Raw genomic sequence first — 21,776 nt, 5'->3', positions numbered from 1 at the left:
TTTTTGTAAAGCTTATGAAGAATAAGTGTAGGGTTTTTGTTTAGTATTGCCAGTGCGCTTATCGGTACCTCGATACGACACTGCCTACGTGCTTGTAAGGGCTGTTATTATGGCCATAAAGCCCCCATGGTAAGCGGTACGTGAAGCTCAATGGATTCAATGATCAACATCAGCGATAGGAGAGCAAAATGAGTTTTCAAGGCGAGCAGCATCCCGGCGTCGTGGCTACGCCGCCCCAAACTCAAGGGTTTCGTTTAAACCACACCATGCTGCGGGTGAAAGACCCTGAGCAGGCATTGGCGTTCTACTCAAAAGTGTTTGGTATGCAGGTGATGCGGCGGCTGGATTTCGAAGAGATGCAGTTCTCGCTCTACTTCCTGGCCAACCTGGAACCCAGCGACAGCGTTCCGGACGATGCGCAAGCGCGTACCGCCTGGACGTTTAGCCAGAAAGGGCTGCTGGAGCTGACCCACAACTGGGGGACTGAAGACCAGGAAGATTTCGCCTATCACGATGGCAATGCCGAACCCCAGGGCTTTGGGCATATCTGCTTCAACGTACCGGATTTGGCAGCGGCCCAGGCGTGGTTCGACGAGCATGACGTCACCTTCGTCAAACGCTCCGATCAGGGCAAGATGAAAGATGTTATCTTCGTTAAAGACCCGGACGGCTACTGGATCGAAGTGATTCAGGCAGACCTGATGGTGGGGAAGAGCGACTCTTGAGGCACGCCAATGGCTAAACTACTGTTCCGGCTGCGCCATGTGACCGACGAAGAGGCCATGGAGGTGCGTGACCTGCTCGCTGCCCATGGCTTTGATACCTATGAAACCCAGGCGGGCTTTTTCCGCCTGGGCGTTGACGCGATTTGGCTGCGCAATCCACATCAGCACGACGCTGCCATCGCGGCGTTAGAGGCCTACCAGGCGGAGCGCCTTGAGCGCGCCCAACGCGAGCACCAGGCGGCGGTTGAGCGGGGTGACGCGGAGACGCTGTGGCGTCGTTTGGCCGCTCACCCGGTGCAGGTCGTGTTAGTACTGCTAGCAGTGGGGCTTATTGCCGCCCTTACGCTGCTGCCGTTCCTGGGTATGTCGCGAAGCTAAGCGGCTGGCAGATGGCCGCGTTTGAGGTACATCATGACGCCATCATCACCGGCGGTAAGTGCCGGAGCAGAACCGCTGGGGTAGCGGCACCAGGTGCCTGCCGTGTAACTCTGTTCGCTATCGCTCAGTGTGCCTTCCAGAATCAAAAACTCCAGCCCGCCCAGCAGCGTGGGGTAGGTAATGGAGGTGCCCGCCGACCAGCGCTCCAGGCTGGTGCGCTCCTGCTTGTAGGTGTGCAGCATTTTATAGGCAATGCGCGGGCGTCGATCAGGCTGCCAGGGCAGCCGATGCGCTGGCACTGCCAACTGTAGCGTGTCGTTGGGGTCAAACTGGTGCAGTTTGACAAATATCAGCGCGCCTTCCTCGCCAATTTGCGGGGTATGGCCGGTGCCAATGGGGTTTCTTAAGTAGCTGCCCGCCGCGTAGCGCCCATGCTCATCGGCGAACACGCCTTCCAATACCAGAATCTCTTCGCCGCCGCCGTGGGTATGCCGCTCAAACTTTGTATTGGGGGCGTAGCGCACAAGGCTGGTAGCGCGAGCAACTTCATCACCAATCCGGTCAAACATCATGCGCTCTACCCCCGCGCTGGGGGAATCGACCCACTGATACTCTTCCGGGGTAACACAGGCAAAGTGGCTAAAATCGGCGTTTAGACGCATGGGAAAGGGCTCTTCGCAGTGAAGGTAAGTGACGGGGGAGGGTGCTAGTCTCCTTATCGACAGCAAAAAATGCAACTTTCGGTTGTTTGATCTTCGTTATATCGCCATAAAAAACACCCCAACCATTGGATGAATATCCAACGATTAGGGTGCAGTTCACGAAGGCGGCATCAGGTTGTCTGGCTGCTTGCTTAGGGGGTTTCAGTCAGCTTGGTAAGAATATGGTGTGCAGCTTCGATGCGCGCCTGATTGGGGTAGTTGCGGTTAGCCAGCAGCACAATGCCGATTTGCTCGCTGGGTACAAAAGCCACGTAGCCGCCAAAGCCGTTGGTAGCGCCGGTTTTGTTATAGAGCGCTTCCTGCCTGGGGGCTAGCGGTGGGGTTAAGCGGTTGGCGGGGTTGGGCTGCAAAATCATCTCAAGCGAGTTGCCTGCCAGCAACTGATTGAGCGCCACCGGGTAGGCATAGCTTTCCCACCCCAATCCTTGGGTCATATTGCCGACCTCAAAGTACCCCGTGCGCGTAGCGGCCAAGGCTTGGCTTAGTGGCTCATTAAGCTCGGCACCACTCATATTGGCTTCCACCAGCGTTAGTACGTCTGCGGCAGTCGATTTCAGTCCGTAGGCTTGGGCATCCAGCATGCCTGGGTTCACCCGAATGGGCTCATCCTCTTTAGAGTAACCGTAGGCATAGTTCGCCTGCTGCGCTTCAGGCACCTGAAAGTAGCTATGCTCAAGCCCTAGCGGGGCGAACAGCGACTCCTCCATCGCCATCTCGAAGGGCTGGTCAAGGCTTTGTGCAGCGAGATAACCGAACAGACCCAGGCTTGGATTGGAGTAGAGCCGGTGGCTGCCAGGGGAGGATTCAGGCTGCCACTGGCGGTAGTAGTCGATCATTGCCTCTTCGCTTTGAACCGACTCAGGGAACTGCAGCGGCAGCTCGCCCGCCGTGTAGGTTCCCAGTTCCAGCAGCGTGATCTCATCGAAGGCGCTGCCTTCAAGCTCAGGCAGGTAGCGGCTGGCCGGGTCGGAAAGCGAGAGGGCGCCACTAGTCTGGGCATAGCCAGCGAGTGCAGCCGTGAAAATCTTGCTGACAGAGCCGAGTTCGAACAGCGTCTCATCGGTGACTGGAATCCCCGCTTCTTGATTGGCGAGGCCATAATTAAAGTAGTGCTGTTGGCCGTTGAGGCTAAGCGCGACCGCCATGCCGGGGATACGGTGTTCGGCCATCAAAAGCGCGATAGTATCGTTCACCAGGGCCTCAATGTCGGCGCTTTCAGGCGTGCCGGAGGCCCAAGCAGAGCCGTTGAGTAGAAGCGAACCTGTCATGATAAGGCCGCAGTTTGCTGCTAACATCTTACGCATACCAAAATCCTGTTGTGAATAATGCCGAGAGAGGGCGGAGAGTTATTTCCAGTCGCAAAGCCCGTGACAGTGGTTAACTTACGGCGCGCTGCGGCAATTCACAAACAGCGATATTTTGCATAAGCCATTAGAAAAATTTGGGGGTCAAGGTGGTGCGTCCCTACCTGCCGTTGAAGGCGCTGCGCGCGTTTGAGGCGTCGGCCAGGCATTTAAGCTTTACCCGCGCGGCAGAAGAGCTTCATGTGACCCAAGCGGCGGTAAGCCATCAGGTTAAGCTGCTCGAAACGCTGTTGAAGGTGCCGCTGTTCAAGCGTTTGCCCAGGGGGCTAATGCTTACTCAGGAGGGCGAACTGCTGCTGCCGGTATTGAAGAGTTCATTCGACCAGATAGCCCACACGCTGGAGCGGGTGGGCGAGAGCAGCTATCGGGAGGTATTAAACGTCGGCGTGGTGGGGACTTTTGCCGTCGGCTGGTTGCTGCCGAGACTGGGAGACTTTCAGCGCCAGTACCCTTACGTCGATTTACGGCTCTCCACCCATAACAACCGCGCGGATATTGCCGGCGAAGGGCTGGATTTTGCGATCCGCTTTGGCACAGGGGCCTGGCACGGTACCGCGGCACAGCCGCTACTACCGGCGTCACTCTCGGTAATGTGCATACCCGATATCGCCGCGCGGCTGAACACCCCAGCCGATGTGCTGGGGGAAACCTGGCTGCGCTCTTATCGCGCCGATGAGTGGACAGAGTGGCTATTGGCGGCAGGGCTACCACGCAGCTTTCCGATGACCAACAGCATTGTGTTTGACTCTTCCATCGCCATGGTGGAAGCAGCCCTACAAGGGGCAGGCGTGGCGCTGGCGCCACCGCTGATGTTTCCCCGCCAACTAAACAGCGGCGCACTGGTACAGCCTTTCGACACCGCTGTCAGTCTGGGCGGTTACTGGCTGACTCGCCTGCAGACACGCCCCGAAACCCACGCCATGGCGTCCTTCCGGGAGTGGCTGCTCACGGCCATTAATGCCTGAGCAGCACTATTGACGTTAACTGCTTAGTGGCTGTGACCATGATCATCGTGGTCGTGGTCGTGGTCGTGGTCGTGGTCGTGGTCGTGGTCGTGGTCGTTATGACCCGGCTGGGCCAACGCGTCGTGCAGCACGTGGGCATTGTGGCGCATCATACCCAGATAAGTGCTCGCTTCGCCCTCTGCTGCCAGCGCATCGGCGTAGAGCGTGCCCGCAATGGGCAGGCCGGTCTCTTCGGCGAGCTGGGTGATGATCGACTGGTTGGTCATGTTCTCGTGGAACAGCGCCTTCACGTTCTCCTGCTCAATCACATCCACTAGCGCCGCCATGCTGGCGCCACTGGGGTCGGCTTCCGTGGAAAGCCCTACCGGAGAGAGGAAGGTCACCCCGTAGGCGCTTGAGAAGTAGCCAAAGGAGTCGTGGCCGGTAATCACGCTGGTGGAGGCCGGGATCTCGTCAATCAGCGCACGAATCTCGTCGTCTACCTCGGCCATTTCCTGTAAATACTGCTCCGCATTGGCGCGGTAGGCATCGGCGTTATCTGCGTCGGCGGCGATTAAGCCATCGCGGATATTGGCGATATACACCTCGGCTTGGTGCATATCCTGCCAGGCGTGAGGATCTTGATTGCCATGGTCATGCCCCGCGTGCTCATCGGCATGCTCTTCGTGGTCATGGTCGTCGTGCCCATGGTCGTGCTCGTCATGATCATCATGGCCGTGCTCTTCATGTGCAGCGAAAGAGAGCGGTTCAATACCATCGGTCGCGGTGACCATAGGCCCGTTGTAGTCGCTGGCGCTAATCAGGCGCTCCATCCAGCCCTCAAACAGCAGGCCGTTGAAAACGACTAAATCGGCATTGGCCAGGGAGCGTGCATCGCCGGGGCTGGGGGAGTAAACGTGGGCATCGCCATCGGCAGCCACCAGCGGGGTCACCTCGACATGCTCGCCGCCTACGTTTTCGACCATATCCGCCAGGATAGAGAAACTGGTCACCACCTGCACGCGCTCATTAGCCATGGCAGCAGGCAGCGCCAGCATAGCGGAAACACCCACTAACCAGCGCGACGACCGAGATGATAAATAGGCAAGCGACATACAACACTCCTTACGATAAGCATGAAGACTGATAATTAAGCCCCTTGCTCCACTTCAAGCGGCGTTGTTTTACGCCGCAGCTTGGCTGCCAAGCTGTGGTAGCGACCAAACAGGGCCGAAAAGAGATAACCGAACCCCGCCAGCAGAATAATGCTCGGGCCAGAGGGGATATCCAGATGAAAAGAGAGCAGCAGGCCGCCGGTGCTCGCCACCATGGCCAGCACAATCGCGATGCCGATCAAGCCCTCCAGGCGTTTGCTCCAAAAGCGCGCCGAGGTGGCGGGCAGCATCATCAGTCCCACCGCCATTAGCGTACCCAGGGTTTGAAAGCCGGCGGTTAGGTTCAGCACCAGCAGGCCCAGGAAAACGCTGTGTACCCAACCGCTGCGGCGGCTTTGGCCACGTAAAAACAGCGGGTCCAAACACTCCACTACCAGGGCGCGAAACACCACTGCCAGGGTCAGCACAATCAGCGTACTGATACCCGCGATTAGCAACAGCGCGGTGGAGTTGATCGCCAGAATCGAGCCGAACAGCACATGAGTAAGGTCGACACTGCTGCCGCCCAATGAAATCAGCATCACGCCTGCGGCTAGCGAGATAATAAAAAAGCTCGCCATGGCGGCATCTTCGCGCTGGCCGCCCATTTTCGAGACCGCCCCCGCCAGCAGCGCCACCATTAACCCAAACAACACCCCGCCAATACTCATAATCGGCAGCGAAAAACCTGCCAGCAGGAACCCCAGCGCGACGCCGGGCAGAATCGCGTGGGCCATGGCATCGCCAATCAGGCTCATGCCGCGCAGCACCAAAAACACTCCCAGCGGCGGTGCAGCCAACGAAAGCGCCAAACCACCCACTACCGCGCGGCGCATAAAGCCGTAATCGAACGGGCTGACAAACCACGCATTAAGCAGATCCAGCATGGCGTCCTCCCATGGTAAACGGCACTACCTGAGCGGGTGCGTGTTGATGGGTCAGCGCACTGGGCGCCACCCAACGGCCATGGCCGCCGTTTAGCATCAGCACTTCATCGGCCAGGCGGCGCAGGTGATCCATATCGTGCAGCACGACAATGATCGTCGCGCCGTCGTCCGCCATTTGACGCAGGATGCGGATCAAAATATCCACGGTTTCGCTATCCACGTTGGCAAACGGCTCATCAAGCAGCAGTAGCTCGGCTTCCTGCATTAGCGTACGGCCGATCAGTGCACGCTGGCGCTGGCCACCGGAAAGTTCGCCCAGCGGGCGGTGGGCCAAGTGCGAAATACCCAGCCGCGCCATAATCTCGCGGCCTTTACGGTAGTGCCCTGCACAATAGCCGGTTAACGCGCCGTGGCTGGGCCAGCTGCCGGTCATGACTAACTCTTCCACACTCATCGGGAAGGTGAGATCCAGCGCCAACTGCTGTGGCAGCCACGCCCGGCGCTCTTTCGCGACGGTGCAGACCACCTCGCCGCTAATAGGCCGAAGTTCACCCATAATGGCCTGAATCAGCGTGCTTTTACCGGCGCCGTTAGCGCCGATCAGCGCGGTAATCGCACCCGGCTTAAAGTCGCCCTCGATATGTTCCAGCACCGTGCGGCGCGCCTGGGCCAAGTGCAGGTTGTGCAGCTGTAAGCGTGATAAAGAGCGTTGACTCATCCTAACCACCCGCTAGCCCAAACCACCAAGCCCCACAGCGCCAATAGCGGCACGGCAACAAACAGCAGCCGTTTAACAGCCGATAGCGACATCAAGGAGAAGTGACAAGGGCCCTCCTTGTTATGGCGGTGCGTATGCTCACTCATCAAGCGGCCTCGTATAATTTCAAATAGGTTATAACATAACGTTTGGCAAAGCCAAAAAATTGCTGAGTATTTTACTCGTTCACGCCGCGCTAGCAACGATAAAGCGCTAGCGGAAAACCGTCGCCAGCGCTTTAAGGGAATAACCGTAGGGTGTATCAATAGCGCCAGGTAGCACCTAGCTGCTGCGGCGCTACATGCAGCGCGTATTCACCGGGAATAGTGATCGGCCCCAGCGATAGATTAGCGGGTTGGAAGCGATTAATCGTAGAAGACGCCTGATTCGGCTGTGTCCAAATTTGTAGCTCATTGACCAGCATGCCGGTAGCAAAGTTGATAGCACCATCACTTTTTCTGCCATCGGCGGCAATCACTGCACCCGCCACGCCATTCACCACGAGTGAGCTCACCCGGGCGCCCCAGCCGCGCCGCTCACGCTCTGCCTGGGCGAGCTGTAAACCCAGTGCCTGCACGCCGCTTAAATCGCCACTGGCTTTCAAACGCTCATATTCGGCCAGTGTCTCGGGGTGCGGCTGGCGGTCGGTCAGCATACCACCCAAGGCCAGCGCTGATTTCACCACACCCACCCGTGCATCAAAGCGGTCATCCGGATCGCTCGCCTCGCTGGATTGGTAAGCGTTTACCGACAGGCTGGTGGCGTAAATGCCCGTCCAACCCCACTGCCAAATATTAGCGTGGCGTGCGCCGTCCTCAAACACATCATCGTACTCACTCCACTGTCCCTCGGTTTGAGCCTGGACGTGTAAAGAGACAGGCAGAGTGATCACCAAGGTGGTAACCAGCGCGGCAAAAAGACGAAAAGCATGCATGGTGAAGTGCCTATATAGGGGGAGCAGTCGCGCTAAGCGTAGCACGCAAAACAAATGAGACGTGGGGGGATTCAGGGGTGGCGAAGTATGACTAAGGTCAATGGTGCTGCGGGGTGAAGGATGGTTAGATGGGGGAAGACGATAATCAGGAGCACCGCATGGATGACTTTTCGCCCAGTGACCTAAAAACCATTCTTCATTCCAAGCGTGCCAACCTCTATTACCTGCAGCATTGCCGGGTGTTGGTGAACGGTGGCCGAGTGGAGTATGTCACCGATGAGGGCAGTAAATCCCGATACTGGAATATTCCCATTGCCAACACCACCTCGATACTGTTGGGTACTGGCACCTCGATTACCCAAGCGGCTATGCGCGAATTGGCGAAAGCTGGGGTGCTGGTGGGGTTTTGTGGTGGGGGCGGTACGCCGTTATTTGCCGCCAATGAGGTTGATGTGGATGTCGCCTGGCTGACCCCGCAAAGCGAATACCGGCCCACAGAGTACCTGCAATATTGGGTGCGTTTCTGGTTTGATGATGTAAAACGCCTGGATGCCGCCCGTGCATTTCAGCAGGCGCGTTTGGCGCGTATTGAATCGCTGTGGACAAGCCGCGTGATGAAAGACGCTGGTTTTAGTATTTCCACCGATCACCTGCATAGCGCGCTGAACCACCACCGTGAAGCAATCAACAAAGCCCCCAGCACCGTTGACCTACTGACCCTGGAAGCGCGTTTAACCAAAACGCTGTTTAAGCTGGCGGTTAATGCGGTCGACTACGGCGACTTCACCCGTGCCAAACGCGGTACCGGCACCGATCCTGCCAACCGCTTTCTCGATCACGGCAACTATCTTGCCTATGGTCTGGCGGCGACCGCCACTTGGGTGTTGGGAATACCCCATGGGCTTGCGGTGCTCCACGGTAAAACCCGCCGGGGCGGCCTAGTCTTTGATGTGGCGGACTTAGTGAAAGACGCGGTGATTCTGCCTCAGGCGTTTATTTCCGCCATGCGTGGTGATGAAGAGCAGGAGTTTCGCCAAGCCTGCATCGAGCGCTTAACCCGCACCGAATCCCTCGATTTTATGATTGATACCCTCAAAGACGTCGCCCAAGCGCTGGGGAGTGGAGAAGCATGAACGTGCTGTTGATTTCCCAGTGCAACAAGAACGCCCTGAAAGAGACGCGCCGCATACTCGACCAGTTTGCCGAACGCCGGGGCGATCGCACTTGGCAAACACCGATCACCCAGGCCGGGTTGGATACGCTGCGCAAATTGCTGCGTAAGAAAGCGCGTAAGAACACCGCCGTTGCCTGCCACTGGATTCGTGGCCATGACCACAGCGAATTGGTGTGGGTGGTGGGGGATGCCTCGCGGTTTAATATCCAGGGCGCAGTGCCGACCAACATCACTGCCCGCGATATTCTGCGCAGTCGTGATGAAAACGATTGGCACAATGGTGAAGATATCCTTTTGCTCACCGCGCTGGCTGCGCTACTGCATGACCTGGGCAAAGCCTGCGACGCCTTTCAGCAGCGGCTAAAAGGCAAAGTAGAAGGGCGCAACTTATACCGTCATGAGTGGATATCGCTGCGCTTGTTCCAAGCGTTTATAGGCAGTGACGATGACGCTACTTGGTTGGCGCGCCTCGCGGAAGGCGACTATCAAACGCAGGACTGGTTAGGTGGATTGGAGCGCGATGGAATAGACGCTCCTACCTCGGCAGTGTTCAGCCGATTACCGCCGCTGGCGGCTGCGCTGGGTTGGCTGGTGCTTAGCCACCACCGGCTACCGTTAAAACCGCCGGAAAAAGTTGGCGAAAATGAAAGGCGATGGGGGAGAGGAAATGCGCCCCTACAGGCCGAACAACTGCCCGCGTTATTTGAGTCGATAAACGCCGAGTGGAACGAGATTCCTGAAACGCAAGACCCTAAATGCATCGCGCCCTATTGGCAGTTCAAGAGTGGATTGCCCGTTAGTACCCCACGCTGGCGTGATCGTGCTACCAAGCTTGCCACACGGTTACAGGCGCGGCTGCAAAATAGCAGTCACTGGCTGGAAAGCCGCTATGTCATGCACTTAGCCCGGCTTAGCTTAATGCTGGCTGACCACCACTACTCTAGCCTGGAAGACCTCCAGCATCGCGTGCGCGGCGAGCCCAACTACCCGCTGATTGCCAATACCGTGCGCAAAACCGGCAAGCCCAATCAGCTATTGGATGAGCATATCCTGGGAGTTGAAAAACATGCCGCCGCGGTCGCCCGTGCGCTACCCAGCGTTGACAGCCACTTACCACGTCTAGCGCGCCATAAAGGCTTCCGTAAACGCAGCAGTCACCCACGGTTTCGCTGGCAGGATAAAGCCTTTGATCTGGCCCAATCGCTTAGGGAACGTAGCCAACGGCAGGGCTTTTTTGGCATCAATATGGCGTCCACCGGCTGTGGTAAAACCTTAGCGAATGGCCGCATTATGTACGCTCTGGCCGATCCCCAGCAGGGTGCGCGCTTTAGCATAGCCCTAGGGCTGCGCACCCTAACTCTGCAAACTGGCCAAGCATTACGTGACCGTCTGCATCTGGGCGAAGATGAACTCGCCGTGCGGGTAGGTGGCAGTGCCAATAAAGCCCTGTTTGAGCACTACGAGCAGGAAGCCGAAGCCAGCGGCTCGGCATCCAATCAGGCGCTGATAGAAGAAGATGCCCACGTGGTGTTTGACGGCAATTTTGATAGCCACCCCGTGCTGCGTCGTTTGAGCGATGAGCCGGGCACCCGCGCGCTGATTGCCGCCCCCATTTTGGTATGTACAGTTGATCATCTTGTGCCTGCCACGGAGAGCACCCGGGGCGGGCGTCAAATCGTGCCCATGCTGCGCCTAATGAGCAGTGACCTAGTGCTGGATGAGATCGACGATTTCGATATCAACGACCTACCGGCGCTTACCCGGCTCGTCAATTGGGCTGGGCTGCTAGGGTCACGGGTACTGCTTTCATCGGCCACCTTGCCGCCTGCGCTGGTGGAGGGTTTGTATGAAGCCTATCGCAGCGGTCGTGAAGCCTTTCAGCGTCATCGCGGCGAGCCGGGATTAGCGACCGATATTTGCTGCGCCTGGTTCGACGAGCACGACCGACAGCATGAAAACTGCGCCAGTAACGAGACTTTCAAGACCGCGCATCAGGCCTTTGCCAAGCGTCGGTTAGAGCGCCTATCTACTAGCCCGGTGCGCCGCCGTGGCGATATTTTGTCGTTGCCATCGCTGGGTAAACGGCCAGAAGAAATTAGGCCCGCGGTTTCAGCGCTGCTACGCGAGCATGCGCTAGCGCTTCACCAGCAGCACCACTCCGTTGATCCTCACACCAGCAAACGCGTCAGCTTTGGTTTGATTCGAATGGCCAATATCGACCCCTTGGTGGACGTAGCCAGAGCACTTTTTCAGCAGGGTGCCCCTGAAGGTGTGCGCATTCACCTCTGCGCCTACCACTCCCGACACCCGTTGGTCATGCGCTCAGAAATTGAGCGCCGGTTAGATAGAACACTGCAACGGGCTGAGCCAGATCGCGTATTCCAGCAGCCGGATATCCGCCGCCTGATGGATAGCAGCGAAGAGAACGACCACCTGTTTATTGTGCTTGGCTCGCCGGTAACGGAAGTGGGTCGCGACCACGATTATGATTGGGCGATTGTTGAACCGTCCTCCATGCGTTCGATTATTCAGTTAGCGGGCCGGGTGCGCCGTCACCGTGAGCAGGCCTGCGAGGTGGCGAATATTCTGCTCCTGGAGACCAACCTAAAGCACCTGGAGCGCGGGGATGAACCCGCTTTTCATAAGCCAGGCTTCGAAACGAAGATGGCCTGGCGTCTTAATAGCCACTCACTTAACACACTTCTTACGCCAGATGAGTATCAGGTGATCGATGCACGCCCCCGCGTGCTGGCGCGAGAAACGCTCCACGCCAAAGATAGCCTGGTAGACCTGGAGCACGAGCGGCTGCACCAATTGATGATTGAGCAGCCCGCCGAGCCGTTAACCAAAAAAGAGCTACGAATCGGTAAAACCCCCAAGCCACCGCCCTTGGGAGCCTATAGCTGGCATGGGATGCCGCAACTGCATTTAACCGGTGTATTGATTCAGCGTGACCCATTTCGCAAGCAGCTCGAACCCGAGATAACGCTAGCGCTGTTGCCGGACGAGGGCGGCGAAACCTGGACGCTACATCGCGTAGACGATGGCGCAAGGCGAGGCGAAAAGCTCTACGTTCCGGTGGAAGAAAGCCTGCTGGTGCGGGTAAATCTAGCAAAAGAGCAGGGTGAGCGGATTCAACCCTGGGGTGCAAGTGATTACCTAACGGCGCTGGCTGACTTAGCGGAAGACCTGGATATCTCCCTTGATCGCGCCGCGCGTACCTTCGGCACGGTAACCGCCTCGGCTAGAAACCAGCGGTGGGGGTATCACCCGGTGTTGGGATTTTGGCGGAGCAAATGAAATTAAACCTGCTGGTTAATATCCGTGAGCGGTTCGCAAACCAGGGCTTGTATGCCAGCAAGAGCTTCAGCTCTGTCATCAGCAAGCCAGGAGAGACTTGGAAATTGTGAGCATAAGCCTACAAATTGTTGGTCTTCTTCAGACCAAAGAATACTAAAGATATGGTCGCTGTGATTTATCATCATTGCTATGCCAACAGAGTGTGATAACCAAAGGGAAAACGTATGGCAGATAATAGCAGAGCAGCAGAAATTCGCTCTGGGATCGAAGCCTTCCTCAAAGATCGCTTCGATACCAAGGCGGAAAAGCTAGCTCCCGACGATCCAAAATACCAGGCATTGGTTGAGCAATTTCAATTCGATACCTGGATCAACGATGCAGCAAGGCGCGTTGGTCAACTGCAAGTGGTTACCCACTCCCTCAAGCCTATTCATCCCGATGCTAAAGGCTCCAACCTTTACGCTCCACCTGAATCACTAAAAAACCATCATCTTGTTGGCAGCCATACACTACCTGCTGATTTTTCGGGCGATGTCGTGGGAAACGCCGCCGCCTTGGATGTTTATAAGTTCTTAAAGCTGCAATTTGACGGCAAATCGCTACTTGAGCGTGCGTTGGAAAACGATACCGAGCTGGCAAAAGCGTTAAGCGATAACCCCGAACAAGCTCAGGCGTGGATCAATGCCTTTGCGGCGATTACCGAACCGCGTGGCGAGCACGCCTCACATACCCGCGGCAAGCAGCTCTACTGGCTAGTGGGTGATGATGCCGCAGACCTGGAAAACGACGCCGAGAACTTTCATCTGTTAGCACCGCTCTATGCCACCTCGCTGGCGCACCGTGTCTTTCAAACCATTAACCATGACCGCTTTAGCGAAGCGGCCAAAGAGGCACGTAAAGCCAAACGGGAAGGTAAATATGCTGAGCAACCCGTGCACAGCTATCCCAATTTGGCAATACAAAAAATGGGGGGAACCAAGCCTCAAAATATATCGCAGCTGAATAGCGAGCGAGGCGGCAATAACTATTTGCTTGCCTCCATGCCCCCTAGTTGGAATGTGCGTGATATTCGCTCGCCACTGAAAGTCGCAACAGTTTTCTCTCACCGCGGAGTTTTTGGCAGTCGTTCAGAAGTGCGCTTGCTGGTTAAAGACCTCAAGCATTTCCTTGAAACAAACCCTATGTCAGATATGCACACCCGCGACCTGCGCGATGACTACACCGCCATGTTGATGGATGAGCTGGCGCTATTTGCTATGCAGATGCATAGCCTGCCTGCGGGTTGGAGCAACGATGAAAAGTGCGAATTATCAGTAGAAGAAATTTATTGGCTAGACCCAGGTCGCGCCGAAGAAGATGTCGCTTTTCGTGAAGCGCGAAGCAGCGTGGAGTGGGCAGACGATATTCGCCACCGCTTTGCTAACTGGCTGAATACCGCGCTCGGCGGAAAGCTTCCCTTTGGTGATGTGGAATTTCGCCACTGGAAGAAAACACTGGAGAAAGATGCGACCCATCAACGCCTGCAGGATCGTGACCGCCGTTGGATGGAAAGCCTAATGGAAGACTTAACCAACCTGCCAGGAGGTGATGACGATGAATAAAGTGAAAAACCTCCTAGTCCTGCCGCGCCTGCGGGTGCAAAACGCCAACGCAATTTCTAGCCCAATGACCTGGGGCTTTCCTGCCATGAGTGCTTTTGTGGGCTTGATGCACGCCTTGGAGCGCAAGCTCTTTTCGGCAGGCATCAACGTTTCGCTCGGTAACGTCGGTGTTATTTGCCACGATTTTGAAGCCCAGGCCACTGAAGGTGGCTATATTCGTGGCTTTCATTTAACACGTAATCCTCTCTCTTCTGATGAAGATCGCAAGAAAATCGAAAAAGATGGCAGTTACACAACCCCATCTTTTGTAGAAGAAGGGCGCGTCCATCTGGATATCACGCTGATCTTTACGATTGATACCGGCGCTACAGAAAGCGGGCCTGAGAATATCGCTAAACAAATCGGAGAGATTGTTTCGGGCATGCGCATTGCCGGAGGCAGTGTCATCCCTAACCGTGCGGTACCAACCCATAAACAACGCCCGCAGTGGGTCACGCTGGATGACGATGAAGACAAACGGTACAAGCAGTTCGCGCGCCTAAAACGGCGCTGGCTACCTGGCTTTGCGCTAACCCTGCGCGATGACTACCTCACCGAACACCTCAGAACACTGCAACAGCACAACCCCGAGGCCAGCTTGTTGGATGCGTGGCTAGACCTTTCCCGTCTTAACCATGTCTGCACGGTAGAAAATGAGGACGAACCCAATGAGAAGCCCGTTTGGCAGGCGCAGCGGCCCTATCGCGGATGGTTAGTGCCTATTCCTGTCGGGTATGGCGCGATCTCTGAGCTTTTCCAGCCCGGCGAGGTGGCCCACGCCCGCGATACCAAGACCCATTTTCGCTTTGTCGAAAGCCTCTACTCCATTGGTGAATGGGTCAGCCCGCACCGCATGAAGCAACCTGAAGACCTGCTTTGGTACGTTGATAACGACGAAGAAGCGGGACTTTACCGACTCAATAACGATTACCACCTTCGCGCCTCAGCACAATAAATCAGGAGCTTTATCATGGCTAAAAACGATACCCTTAAAACCGCTTCCGTCCTTGCTTTTGAGCGTAAGCTCGACCCTTCTGACGCACTGCTTTATGCCATTAATTGGGATAAGCGCCAAGATGAACAGCAGTGGCAGCCGGTTGAGGTGCGTGAAAAATCGGTGCGCGGCACTATTTCTAATCGCTTGAAAGCGAAAGACCAAGATCCCGCTAAATTAGATGCCGCGATTGAAAACCCCAACCTACAAACCGTCGATGTCGCCACGCTACCCCACAATGCAGATACCTTAGTCGCGCGTTTTACGTTGCGTGTATTAGCCGGTGCTGGAACACCTTCGGCCTGTAATAACGCCGAGTACCAAGCCAAGCTGGAACAGGCAGTTGCCGAGTATAAACAAGCACAAGGCTTCGGCGAGCTGGCACATCGTTACGCCAATAACCTCGCTAATGGCCGCTTTCTGTGGCGTAACCGCATGGGCGCAGAGCAAGTTGAAGTAAGCGTTCGACAATTGGCGCAGGGTAAAACCACCAAAGAGTGGACGTTTGATGCACTGTCGCTTTCGTTACGAGCTTTCGAGGACACCGCTGAGCTTAAAGAACTCGCCGGTGTTATCGCCTCCGCGTTGGCGGGTGAGCAGCACTTACTGCTTGAGGTAGTGGCTTATGTGCGTGTGGGCAGTGGCCAAGAAGTGTTCCCGTCCCAAGAGCTGATTCTTGACCGGGGCCGGGGGGATAAGAGCAAAACGCTTTATCACGTTAGCAAGATTGCCGGTATTCACTCGCAGAAACTGGGTAATGCCATTCGTACCATCGACACCTGGTACCCCAATGAAAACGATGAAGACCTAGGCCCTATTGCTGTTGAGCCGTATGGCTCAGTGACCACGCAGGGCAAAGCGTACCGCCAGCCCAAGCAGAAGGCTGATTTCTACTCTCTGCTAGATAACTGGATGATCAAGGATCAAGTACCTACGAAAGAAGATCAGCACTTTGTTATGGCGATCCTGATTCGCGGCGGTGTATTCGGCGAAGCGGGGTAAACCATGGATCACTATATTGATATTCGGCTAAGGCCCGACCCCGATTTCGCTCCGCCGATGCTGATGGGCGCGCTCTACAACAAGCTGCATCGAGTGCTATTTGACCTACAGGCAACGGATATAGGCGTTAGCTTCCCAGCCCATAAGCATGGAGTCCGTGCTCGTACATTAGGTGATCACCTGCGTTTGCATGGCACTCAGGCACGGCTGGGGCAATTGATGGGCGCTGATTGGCTCACCGGCATGCGCGATCACACCCAAGTCAGCGAGCTGCTTGCCGTGCCCGCCAATTCTCAGCACTTCAACGTCGCGCGCAAGCAGTTCAATACGGGCAGCCCAAGCCGTGCCAAACGCTATGCCAAGCGGCATGACATTTCGGAAGATGAAGCGCAGCAGATTTATGCCAAGCTAGCGGCGCGGCGCATTGAGCTACCCTTCGTGCAAATAAACAGCCGCTCCACCCAGCAGCGCTTTAGCCTGTTTATTGAACACGGCAAGCCTCAGGAAAAACCGGTGGCGGGTTCGTTTAATCACTATGGCTTAAGCCCTGACGCCACAGTGCCGTGGTTTTGCCCCTTTTTTCTAACATGAAAATAGGCGACCAATAATCAATCACTTAGCGGTGTCGCTCGAAAAAGGGTGATACCGCTTTTTTTGGCTAAAGCTCTTTAACAATCAGCACATTAATTTTGATATGCTCTAGTGCGCTGCCGCCCAGGCAGCTCAGAAAATAAACAACGTGGCCGCATTTTGAACATTCTAGTGCGCTGCCGCCCAGGCAGCTCAGAAAGCTCACAGCTTGATGCTCTTGAGCGTCAGCACGTGCGCTGCCGCCCAGGCAGCTCAGAAATAGACGGAATATTGGAGCGCGCTCAGCAGCAGGTGCGCTGCCGCCCAGGCAGCTCAGAAAACCATGCCGCGCTGATAGTCGCCAAATTTAAGGTGCGCTGCCGCCCAGGCAGCTCAGAAATGCCGTAGCCGTGATTTTCGTACCCGTACGACGTGCGCTGCCGCCCAGGCAGCTCAGAAATGGGCGACTTGGCGCAAATTGACACGCTTAGCGTGCGCTGCCGCCCAGGCAGCTCAGAAAAGTCGCATCAAACTGTAAGTTCAAGCGACTCAGTGCGCTGCCGCCCAGGCAGCTCAGAAAGCTGGTTTTATTTGCAACTTTTCTAAATGTATGTGCGCTGCCGCCCAGGCAGCTCAGAAATGAAGCTGAGATTGACACCGACGAAACCGAAGGTGCGCTGCCGCCCAGGCAGCTCAGAAATCTGTCACCGTCGCCGCTATCAACGTCCAGGGGTGCGCTGCCGCCCAGGCAGCTCAGAAACTCAAGCGTTAGCCGCTTAGACGAATCTGTCAAGTGCGCTGCCGCCCAGGCAGCTCAGAAATGATGGCCGGTGGCAGTATTCTCAACCTTTATGTGCGCTGCCGCCCAGGCAGCTCAGAAATGAATGACAAACGTCCGGTCGTAAACAAGCCCGTGCGCTGCCGCCCAGGCAGCTCAGAAATTCATCAATTTCAGCTCTTCTGATGTTTGAGCGTGCGCTGCCGCCCAGGCAGCTCAGAAATCGTAACGCGGAAATGAATTGTTCGTCAGGTCGTGCGCTGCCGCCCAGGCAGCTCAGAAAACTGAAATAAATAAAGCCATCTCCATCTAAAGGTGCGCTGCCGCCCAGGCAGCTCAGAAATTGATAACAGCGGCTGGCTGTGGAACCGCTGGGTGCGCTGCCGCCCAGGCAGCTCAGAAAAATATCGAGCGGCGTTTCCCCGTCACACAAGAGTGCGCTGCCGCCCAGGCAGCTCAGAAATCCTGAATCAGGCCGCCGCCGATTCTTGCCTCGTGCGCTGCCGCCCAGGCAGCTCAGAAAAGGAGAACTATAGACCTAATTCCACCCGTAGTGTGCGCTGCCGCCCAGGCAGCTCAGAAATGTTCACACGCCCAAAGATGGCAAGTGCTCATGTGCGCTGCCGCCCAGGCAGCTCAGAAATGATGATATGAATACTCGCATGAGTCACGCAGGTGCGCTGCCGCCCAGGCAGCTCAGAAATGCACCAAAAGGAAAATCTGTTCAGGAAAATAGTGCGCTGCCGCCCAGGCAGCTCAGAAAAGCCGGTGGACTGTCTTTGAACAACCCTTACCGTGCGCTGCCGCCCAGGCAGCTCAGAAATAACAACTAGAACATTATAGCCAAATGTTGCAGTGCGCTGCCGCCCAGGCAGCTCAGAAATGGACGTTTGATAGGTTTATCGAAAACAAAGAGTGCGCTGCCGCCCAGGCAGCTCAGAAATGAATGTCTCCGCTTCGTTTCGATAGCCTAGCGTGCGCTGCCGCCCAGGCAGCTCAGAAAGCAAAGCCGTCAATGAAATGCTGATTCCGGAAGTGCGCTGCCGCCCAGGCAGCTCAGAAAGGCCTTGATGGCGGCGTAGATGCGCGAGCAATGTGCGCTGCCGCCCAGGCAGCTCAGAAAACCATGGTTGCGTCATTGCCATTGTAAAATACGTGCGCTGCCGCCCAGGCAGCTCAGAAATCCGACTACCTTGTGACCGAGGATTTATGAAAGTGCGCTGCCGCCCAGGCAGCTCAGAAATTGGGGCGAAGCGCCCCAGATATAGACACAAAGTGCGCTGCCGCCCAGGCAGCTCAGAAACAGAAGCCGGTAAAGCTCTATGAATGGCTGTTGTGCGCTGCCGCCCAGGCAGCTCAGAAATCGCCGAATCAGGGGTAGAGAATCAACATGATGTGCGCTGCCGCCCAGGCAGCTCAGAAATTCTAGCAGCGCTTTGAGCTCATCTTCCTCCGGTGCGCTGCCGCCCAGGCAGCTCAGAAAGCAAAACGCGGCAAGACCTGGAAGACGCTAACGTGCGCTGCCGCCCAGGCAGCTCAGAAATCTGCGAACAGCTCGGCGGGCGTCGTCTCGTCGTGCGCTGCCGCCCAGGCAGCTCAGAAAGACAAGCTGCTTGAAAAGTTTTGAAGGTCGATGTGCGCTGCCGCCCAGGCAGCTCAGAAAAAGTGGTAGCGGTACATCCACTCTTTAGTACCGTGCGCTGCCGCCCAGGCAGCTCAGAAATAGGAGCTGCAAATGGCTCAGCAACCTAGATGGTGCGCTGCCGCCCAGGCAGCTCAGAAATAAACGAAAAGCGCATTCACCCAACCCAGAAGGTGCGCTGCCGCCCAGGCAGCTCAGAAATGACAGCTTGGTTGGAAATGATGGGTTAGCTGGTGCGCTGCCGCCCAGGCAGCTCAGAAATAGCGATAGGCCGCATCGGAGAGTGCAGTGGTGTGCGCTGCCGCCCAGGCAGCTCAGAAATTTGGCCTGGGCCTTTGCTACGGCGGCAGTGCGTGCGCTGCCGCCCAGGCAGCTCAGAAATTGAGTAGCCAGCCCGGGCATAAAGCTGATTCGTGCGCTGCCGCCCAGGCAGCTCAGAAAAGTCAGCGTGCTATTAACGACGAACAGGTCAAGTTCGCTGCCGTGCAGGCAGCTCAGAAAACCAGTCGCGCGGCTTCACTTGGACGCATGCCGTTCGCTGCCGTGCAGGCAGCTCAGAAAATTCTGGCGTCCTAACCGATGCCGAAGGCCAAGTTCGCTGCCGTGCAGGCAGCTCAGAAAACAACGACGATGCCCGGGCCATGCTGGATAAGGTTCGCTGCCGTGCAGGCAGCTCAGAAATGTCTGAGCGTCCTTGGCTTCTATTCTCCAGGGTTCGCTGCCGTGCAGGCAGCTCAGAAATGACAGGCGCTCGGAAGTTTGATCCAGCATACGTTCGCTGCCGTGCAGGCAGCTCAGAAATTATTGGAGATTACTTCGCTCCGGCACAACAAGTTAGCTGCCGCCCAGGCAGATCAGAAAGCTGCCGTTGAGGACGAGCTCGTGCCATACTTGTGCACTGCCGCCCAGGCAGTATGGTTATAGATTTATTGAGTGTGCCCGTGGCACCGCTGCGCGGTGCTTTCGCGGGTGCGCTAACGCTTACGCCGCGCTACTCGAAATGTGCATGATCCGTAATGAGTGGCAATGTGGGTGTTACCGTTCAGATAGCTCGGAAAAGTGTGGGAGTTCGAGTCTCCCCATCCCATCCGCAGTTCGCTGCCGCCCAGGCAGTAATGAAGCTTGATGTAAGGTATGTACCCTTATACGCTGCGCGGTGCTTTCGCGCCGGGCCACCGCTGCTAGTGCGCTGGGGCCTACGCCGCGCTACTCGGAATGTGCATGGCCCGTAATAAGTGGTCATGCGCGTATTGCCGAGCAGCTATTCAAATTCGCCCTAACAAGCCACCGCGTGGGTGGCTTTCGCTGAATTTCGATCAATGCTAGGGCTTTAATCTTCTTGCGGCGGTGTTTCTAGCGCGCGTTTGTCGTCGGGTACCCGGACGATGTGGCCGACTTCCAGCTTGTCGTGGCTTTGGTGGCGGCCGCCGTTGGTGTCGATGATGGCGGCGACTTCGCCGATGCTGACGGCGTCATCTTCTCGGTAGGCTTCTACTTTGACGCGCACCATGGCGCCTTGGTAGCGTGCGGAAATGATGTCGCCCGGGTCGGGTTGGCTGCTTTGATCCGGGTGTTTTTTAAAGTACTGCATAACACTGGCGCTGCCAGGTTCGTCCCATTCGATATGCTGGTGCATCGCTGTCTTCCTTGTCTTGTTGAATGACGTGATGAGTGTAGTTTCAGTGTAGTGCCTTCAATGGGGTTATGTATGCTGTTCATCCTCCGCCCTGTTGGTCTCCACCACTGGGCTGTTTTCTTGCCCCACGTATTGAAAGAGAAAGTTTAGCGCTGCCGGTAGGCTGGCGCGCCATACTTTCCATGTATGGCCACCGGGGTAGAGGTCGAGGCGCACATCGTTGGGCTGGATGCGTTCCATGGCTTGGCGCAGTATGCGGGCGTGAAATTCTGCATCATAAACGTCGCTTCGCCCGGCGCTGATATACAGCGGTACGGGGGAAAGGTCGCCCTCATCTTCGGTACCGCGAGGGGTTACGCGCAGGCGATACTCTTCCAAATAGTTGGTGTAGTTAAGGTTTTGCCACAGCTCGCGATCAAATCGGCCCTGGTCATTGATAAATGAGGGGTGGCGCCAGGCGGTGGAGTTACGCGGCGGCAGGGGGGCGTAGCTGGCGGGGCTTAGCGCGGCTACCGCGGCAAACAGTTCAGGCCGTTCCAGGGCAAAGTTGAGTGCGCCGTAACCGCCAGCGGAATAGCCTGCCACGCCACGCAGGTGGCGCTCTTGTCCCACGCGATAGGTTGCTTCCACATGTGGCATTAGGTCGTTAAAAAATGCGCTGCGGGCGGGTTCGTTGTGGCCATCTACCCACCAACTGCGACTGCCGGGCATAATGAAAACGGCCGGAGGAATATGCCCGGCAGCGATTAACCTATCCGCCACCTGCTGCAAGTTGCCGCGAGAAACCCAGTCGCGGTCAGTGTTAAATGAGCCGTGCAGCATATAAACGACCGGATACGCGTCTGTCGCTTGGGCGTCATAATTGTCGGGTAAATAAATACTGTAGGGGTAGTCGTAACCTAGCGTGGGCGAGAAAAACTGATGGTGTTCAACCTCGCTGGCTAAGCTATGGCCACTGAACGTTAGCCAGCCAATAAATGCCGTAAGTAGGGCGTGAAATCGGTACGAGAATACTGGTGGCTTGGGGATGAACACGTTTCCTCCGGGAATTAAAACTGTTCAATGGGGTCGGACAGCGCGAAGGCTTTTATTGTTCATCATAGCCATATAAGACAGTCAGTTAGCATAGTCATTCATCATCGCCATGCAAAATGCCAGGGTAGGAGTAGGTCGAG

The 21,776-nt window shown here is 56.3% G+C and carries 18 protein-coding genes and 1 CRISPR repeat array; of the genes, 9 read left to right on the top strand and 9 right to left on the bottom strand.

What is annotated here, in order from left to right; all coding sequences use genetic code 11:
* Window positions 1–188: 188 nt before the first annotated feature.
* Both gloA and HZS52_RS03250 read left to right on the top strand, forming a co-directional pair.
* Window positions 189–725 (top strand): lactoylglutathione lyase, encoded by a 537-nt coding sequence (gene gloA / locus HZS52_RS03255; RefSeq protein ID WP_009288132.1) that lies wholly within the window; start codon window positions 189–191, stop codon window positions 723–725.
* Between the two features lie 9 nt (window positions 726–734).
* The gene (locus tag HZS52_RS03250) at window positions 735–1,103 is read left to right on the top strand and encodes a DUF6164 family protein (RefSeq protein ID WP_190374143.1); all 369 of its coding nucleotides are present in this window, start codon (window positions 735–737) and stop codon (window positions 1,101–1,103) included.
* Here the strand turns inward: HZS52_RS03250 and HZS52_RS03245 are convergent.
* Both HZS52_RS03245 and ampC read right to left on the bottom strand, forming a co-directional pair.
* Window positions 1,100–1,765 carry a cupin domain-containing protein gene (locus tag HZS52_RS03245; RefSeq protein ID WP_022520852.1) on the bottom strand — a complete coding sequence of 222 codons (666 nt, stop codon included), beginning with the start codon at window positions 1,763–1,765 and terminating at the stop codon, window positions 1,100–1,102. The genes HZS52_RS03250 and HZS52_RS03245 overlap by 4 nt on opposite strands.
* A 191-nt stretch (window positions 1,766–1,956) precedes the next feature.
* On the bottom strand, window positions 1,957–3,129 hold the full coding sequence (gene ampC, locus HZS52_RS03240; RefSeq protein WP_190374142.1) for a class C beta-lactamase: 1,173 nt from the start codon (window positions 3,127–3,129) through the stop codon (window positions 1,957–1,959).
* A 149-nt stretch (window positions 3,130–3,278) separates the two neighbouring features.
* On the opposite strand from ampC, the gene HZS52_RS03235 reads away from it, so the two are divergent.
* Window positions 3,279–4,154 (top strand): LysR family transcriptional regulator, encoded by an 876-nt coding sequence (locus HZS52_RS03235; protein WP_039860208.1) that lies wholly within the window; start codon window positions 3,279–3,281, stop codon window positions 4,152–4,154.
* 23 nt (window positions 4,155–4,177) lie between these two features.
* Here HZS52_RS03235 and HZS52_RS03230 read toward each other — a convergent pair whose 3' ends face one another.
* From HZS52_RS03230 to HZS52_RS03210, 5 genes are all read right to left on the bottom strand, one after another.
* Entirely contained in the window at window positions 4,178–5,248 is a 1,071-nt protein-coding gene (locus HZS52_RS03230; RefSeq protein WP_190374141.1) for a metal ABC transporter solute-binding protein, Zn/Mn family, read from the bottom strand.
* 35 nt (window positions 5,249–5,283) lie between these two features.
* On the bottom strand, window positions 5,284–6,174 hold the full coding sequence (locus HZS52_RS03225; protein WP_009288130.1) for a metal ABC transporter permease: 891 nt from the start codon (window positions 6,172–6,174) through the stop codon (window positions 5,284–5,286).
* Entirely contained in the window at window positions 6,158–6,892 is a 735-nt protein-coding gene (locus tag HZS52_RS03220; RefSeq protein WP_035539377.1) for a metal ABC transporter ATP-binding protein, read from the bottom strand. The genes HZS52_RS03225 and HZS52_RS03220 overlap by 17 nt, the downstream gene beginning before the upstream one ends.
* A complete protein-coding gene (locus HZS52_RS03215; protein WP_162836274.1) occupies window positions 6,889–7,038 on the bottom strand; it encodes a hypothetical protein in 150 nt (49 codons plus the stop codon). The genes HZS52_RS03220 and HZS52_RS03215 overlap by 4 nt, the downstream gene beginning before the upstream one ends.
* 155 nt (window positions 7,039–7,193) lie before the next feature.
* Complete coding sequence (locus HZS52_RS03210; RefSeq protein WP_190374140.1) at window positions 7,194–7,865, bottom strand: hypothetical protein; 672 nt, start codon at window positions 7,863–7,865, stop codon at window positions 7,194–7,196.
* A 128-nt stretch (window positions 7,866–7,993) separates the two neighbouring features.
* On the opposite strand from HZS52_RS03210, the gene cas1f reads away from it, so the two are divergent.
* The 6 genes from cas1f to cas6f all read left to right on the top strand — a co-directional run bounded on the left by cas1f (window position 7,994) and on the right by cas6f (window position 16,566).
* Window positions 7,994–8,998 carry a type I-F CRISPR-associated endonuclease Cas1f gene (gene cas1f / locus HZS52_RS03205; RefSeq protein WP_022520844.1) on the top strand — a complete coding sequence of 335 codons (1,005 nt, stop codon included), beginning with the start codon at window positions 7,994–7,996 and terminating at the stop codon, window positions 8,996–8,998.
* Window positions 8,995–12,339, top strand: coding sequence for a type I-F CRISPR-associated helicase Cas3f (gene cas3f / locus HZS52_RS03200; protein ID WP_190374139.1), 3,345 nt, complete (start codon window positions 8,995–8,997; stop codon window positions 12,337–12,339). Before cas1f ends, cas3f begins: the two co-directional genes overlap by 4 nt.
* A 224-nt stretch (window positions 12,340–12,563) precedes the next feature.
* Entirely contained in the window at window positions 12,564–13,940 is a 1,377-nt protein-coding gene (csy1, locus tag HZS52_RS03195) for a type I-F CRISPR-associated protein Csy1 (protein ID WP_190374138.1), read from the top strand.
* The gene (gene csy2 / locus HZS52_RS03190; RefSeq protein ID WP_190374137.1) at window positions 13,933–14,934 is read left to right on the top strand and encodes a type I-F CRISPR-associated protein Csy2; all 1,002 of its coding nucleotides are present in this window, start codon (window positions 13,933–13,935) and stop codon (window positions 14,932–14,934) included. Before csy1 ends, csy2 begins: the two co-directional genes overlap by 8 nt.
* Before the next feature lie 15 nt (window positions 14,935–14,949).
* Complete coding sequence (gene csy3 / locus HZS52_RS03185) at window positions 14,950–15,975, top strand: type I-F CRISPR-associated protein Csy3 (RefSeq protein ID WP_190374136.1); 1,026 nt, start codon at window positions 14,950–14,952, stop codon at window positions 15,973–15,975.
* 3 nt (window positions 15,976–15,978) lie between these two features.
* On the top strand, window positions 15,979–16,566 hold the full coding sequence (gene cas6f, locus HZS52_RS03180) for a type I-F CRISPR-associated endoribonuclease Cas6/Csy4 (RefSeq protein ID WP_190374135.1): 588 nt from the start codon (window positions 15,979–15,981) through the stop codon (window positions 16,564–16,566).
* Window positions 16,567–16,677: 111 nt separating this feature from the next.
* A CRISPR array of direct repeats spans window positions 16,678–19,826; the repeat unit is 28 nt; unit sequence GTGCGCTGCCGCCCAGGCAGCTCAGAAA.
* 469 nt (window positions 19,827–20,295) lie between these two features.
* Here the strand turns inward: cas6f and HZS52_RS03175 are convergent.
* Together HZS52_RS03175 and HZS52_RS03170 are read right to left on the bottom strand one after the other, a co-directional pair.
* Complete coding sequence (locus HZS52_RS03175) at window positions 20,296–20,601, bottom strand: hypothetical protein (RefSeq protein WP_190374134.1); 306 nt, start codon at window positions 20,599–20,601, stop codon at window positions 20,296–20,298.
* A gap of 66 nt (window positions 20,602–20,667) precedes the next feature.
* Window positions 20,668–21,636: an alpha/beta hydrolase gene (locus HZS52_RS03170; protein WP_138800154.1), complete on the bottom strand. Its 969-nt coding sequence runs from the start codon at window positions 21,634–21,636 to the stop codon at window positions 20,668–20,670.
* Window positions 21,637–21,776 lie beyond the last annotated feature (140 nt).

The organism is Vreelandella titanicae, from assembly GCF_014697095.1.
Classification (GTDB): Bacteria; Pseudomonadota; Gammaproteobacteria; order Pseudomonadales; family Halomonadaceae; genus Vreelandella; species Vreelandella titanicae.
This window is presented reverse-complemented; position numbering and strand designations above follow the sequence as displayed.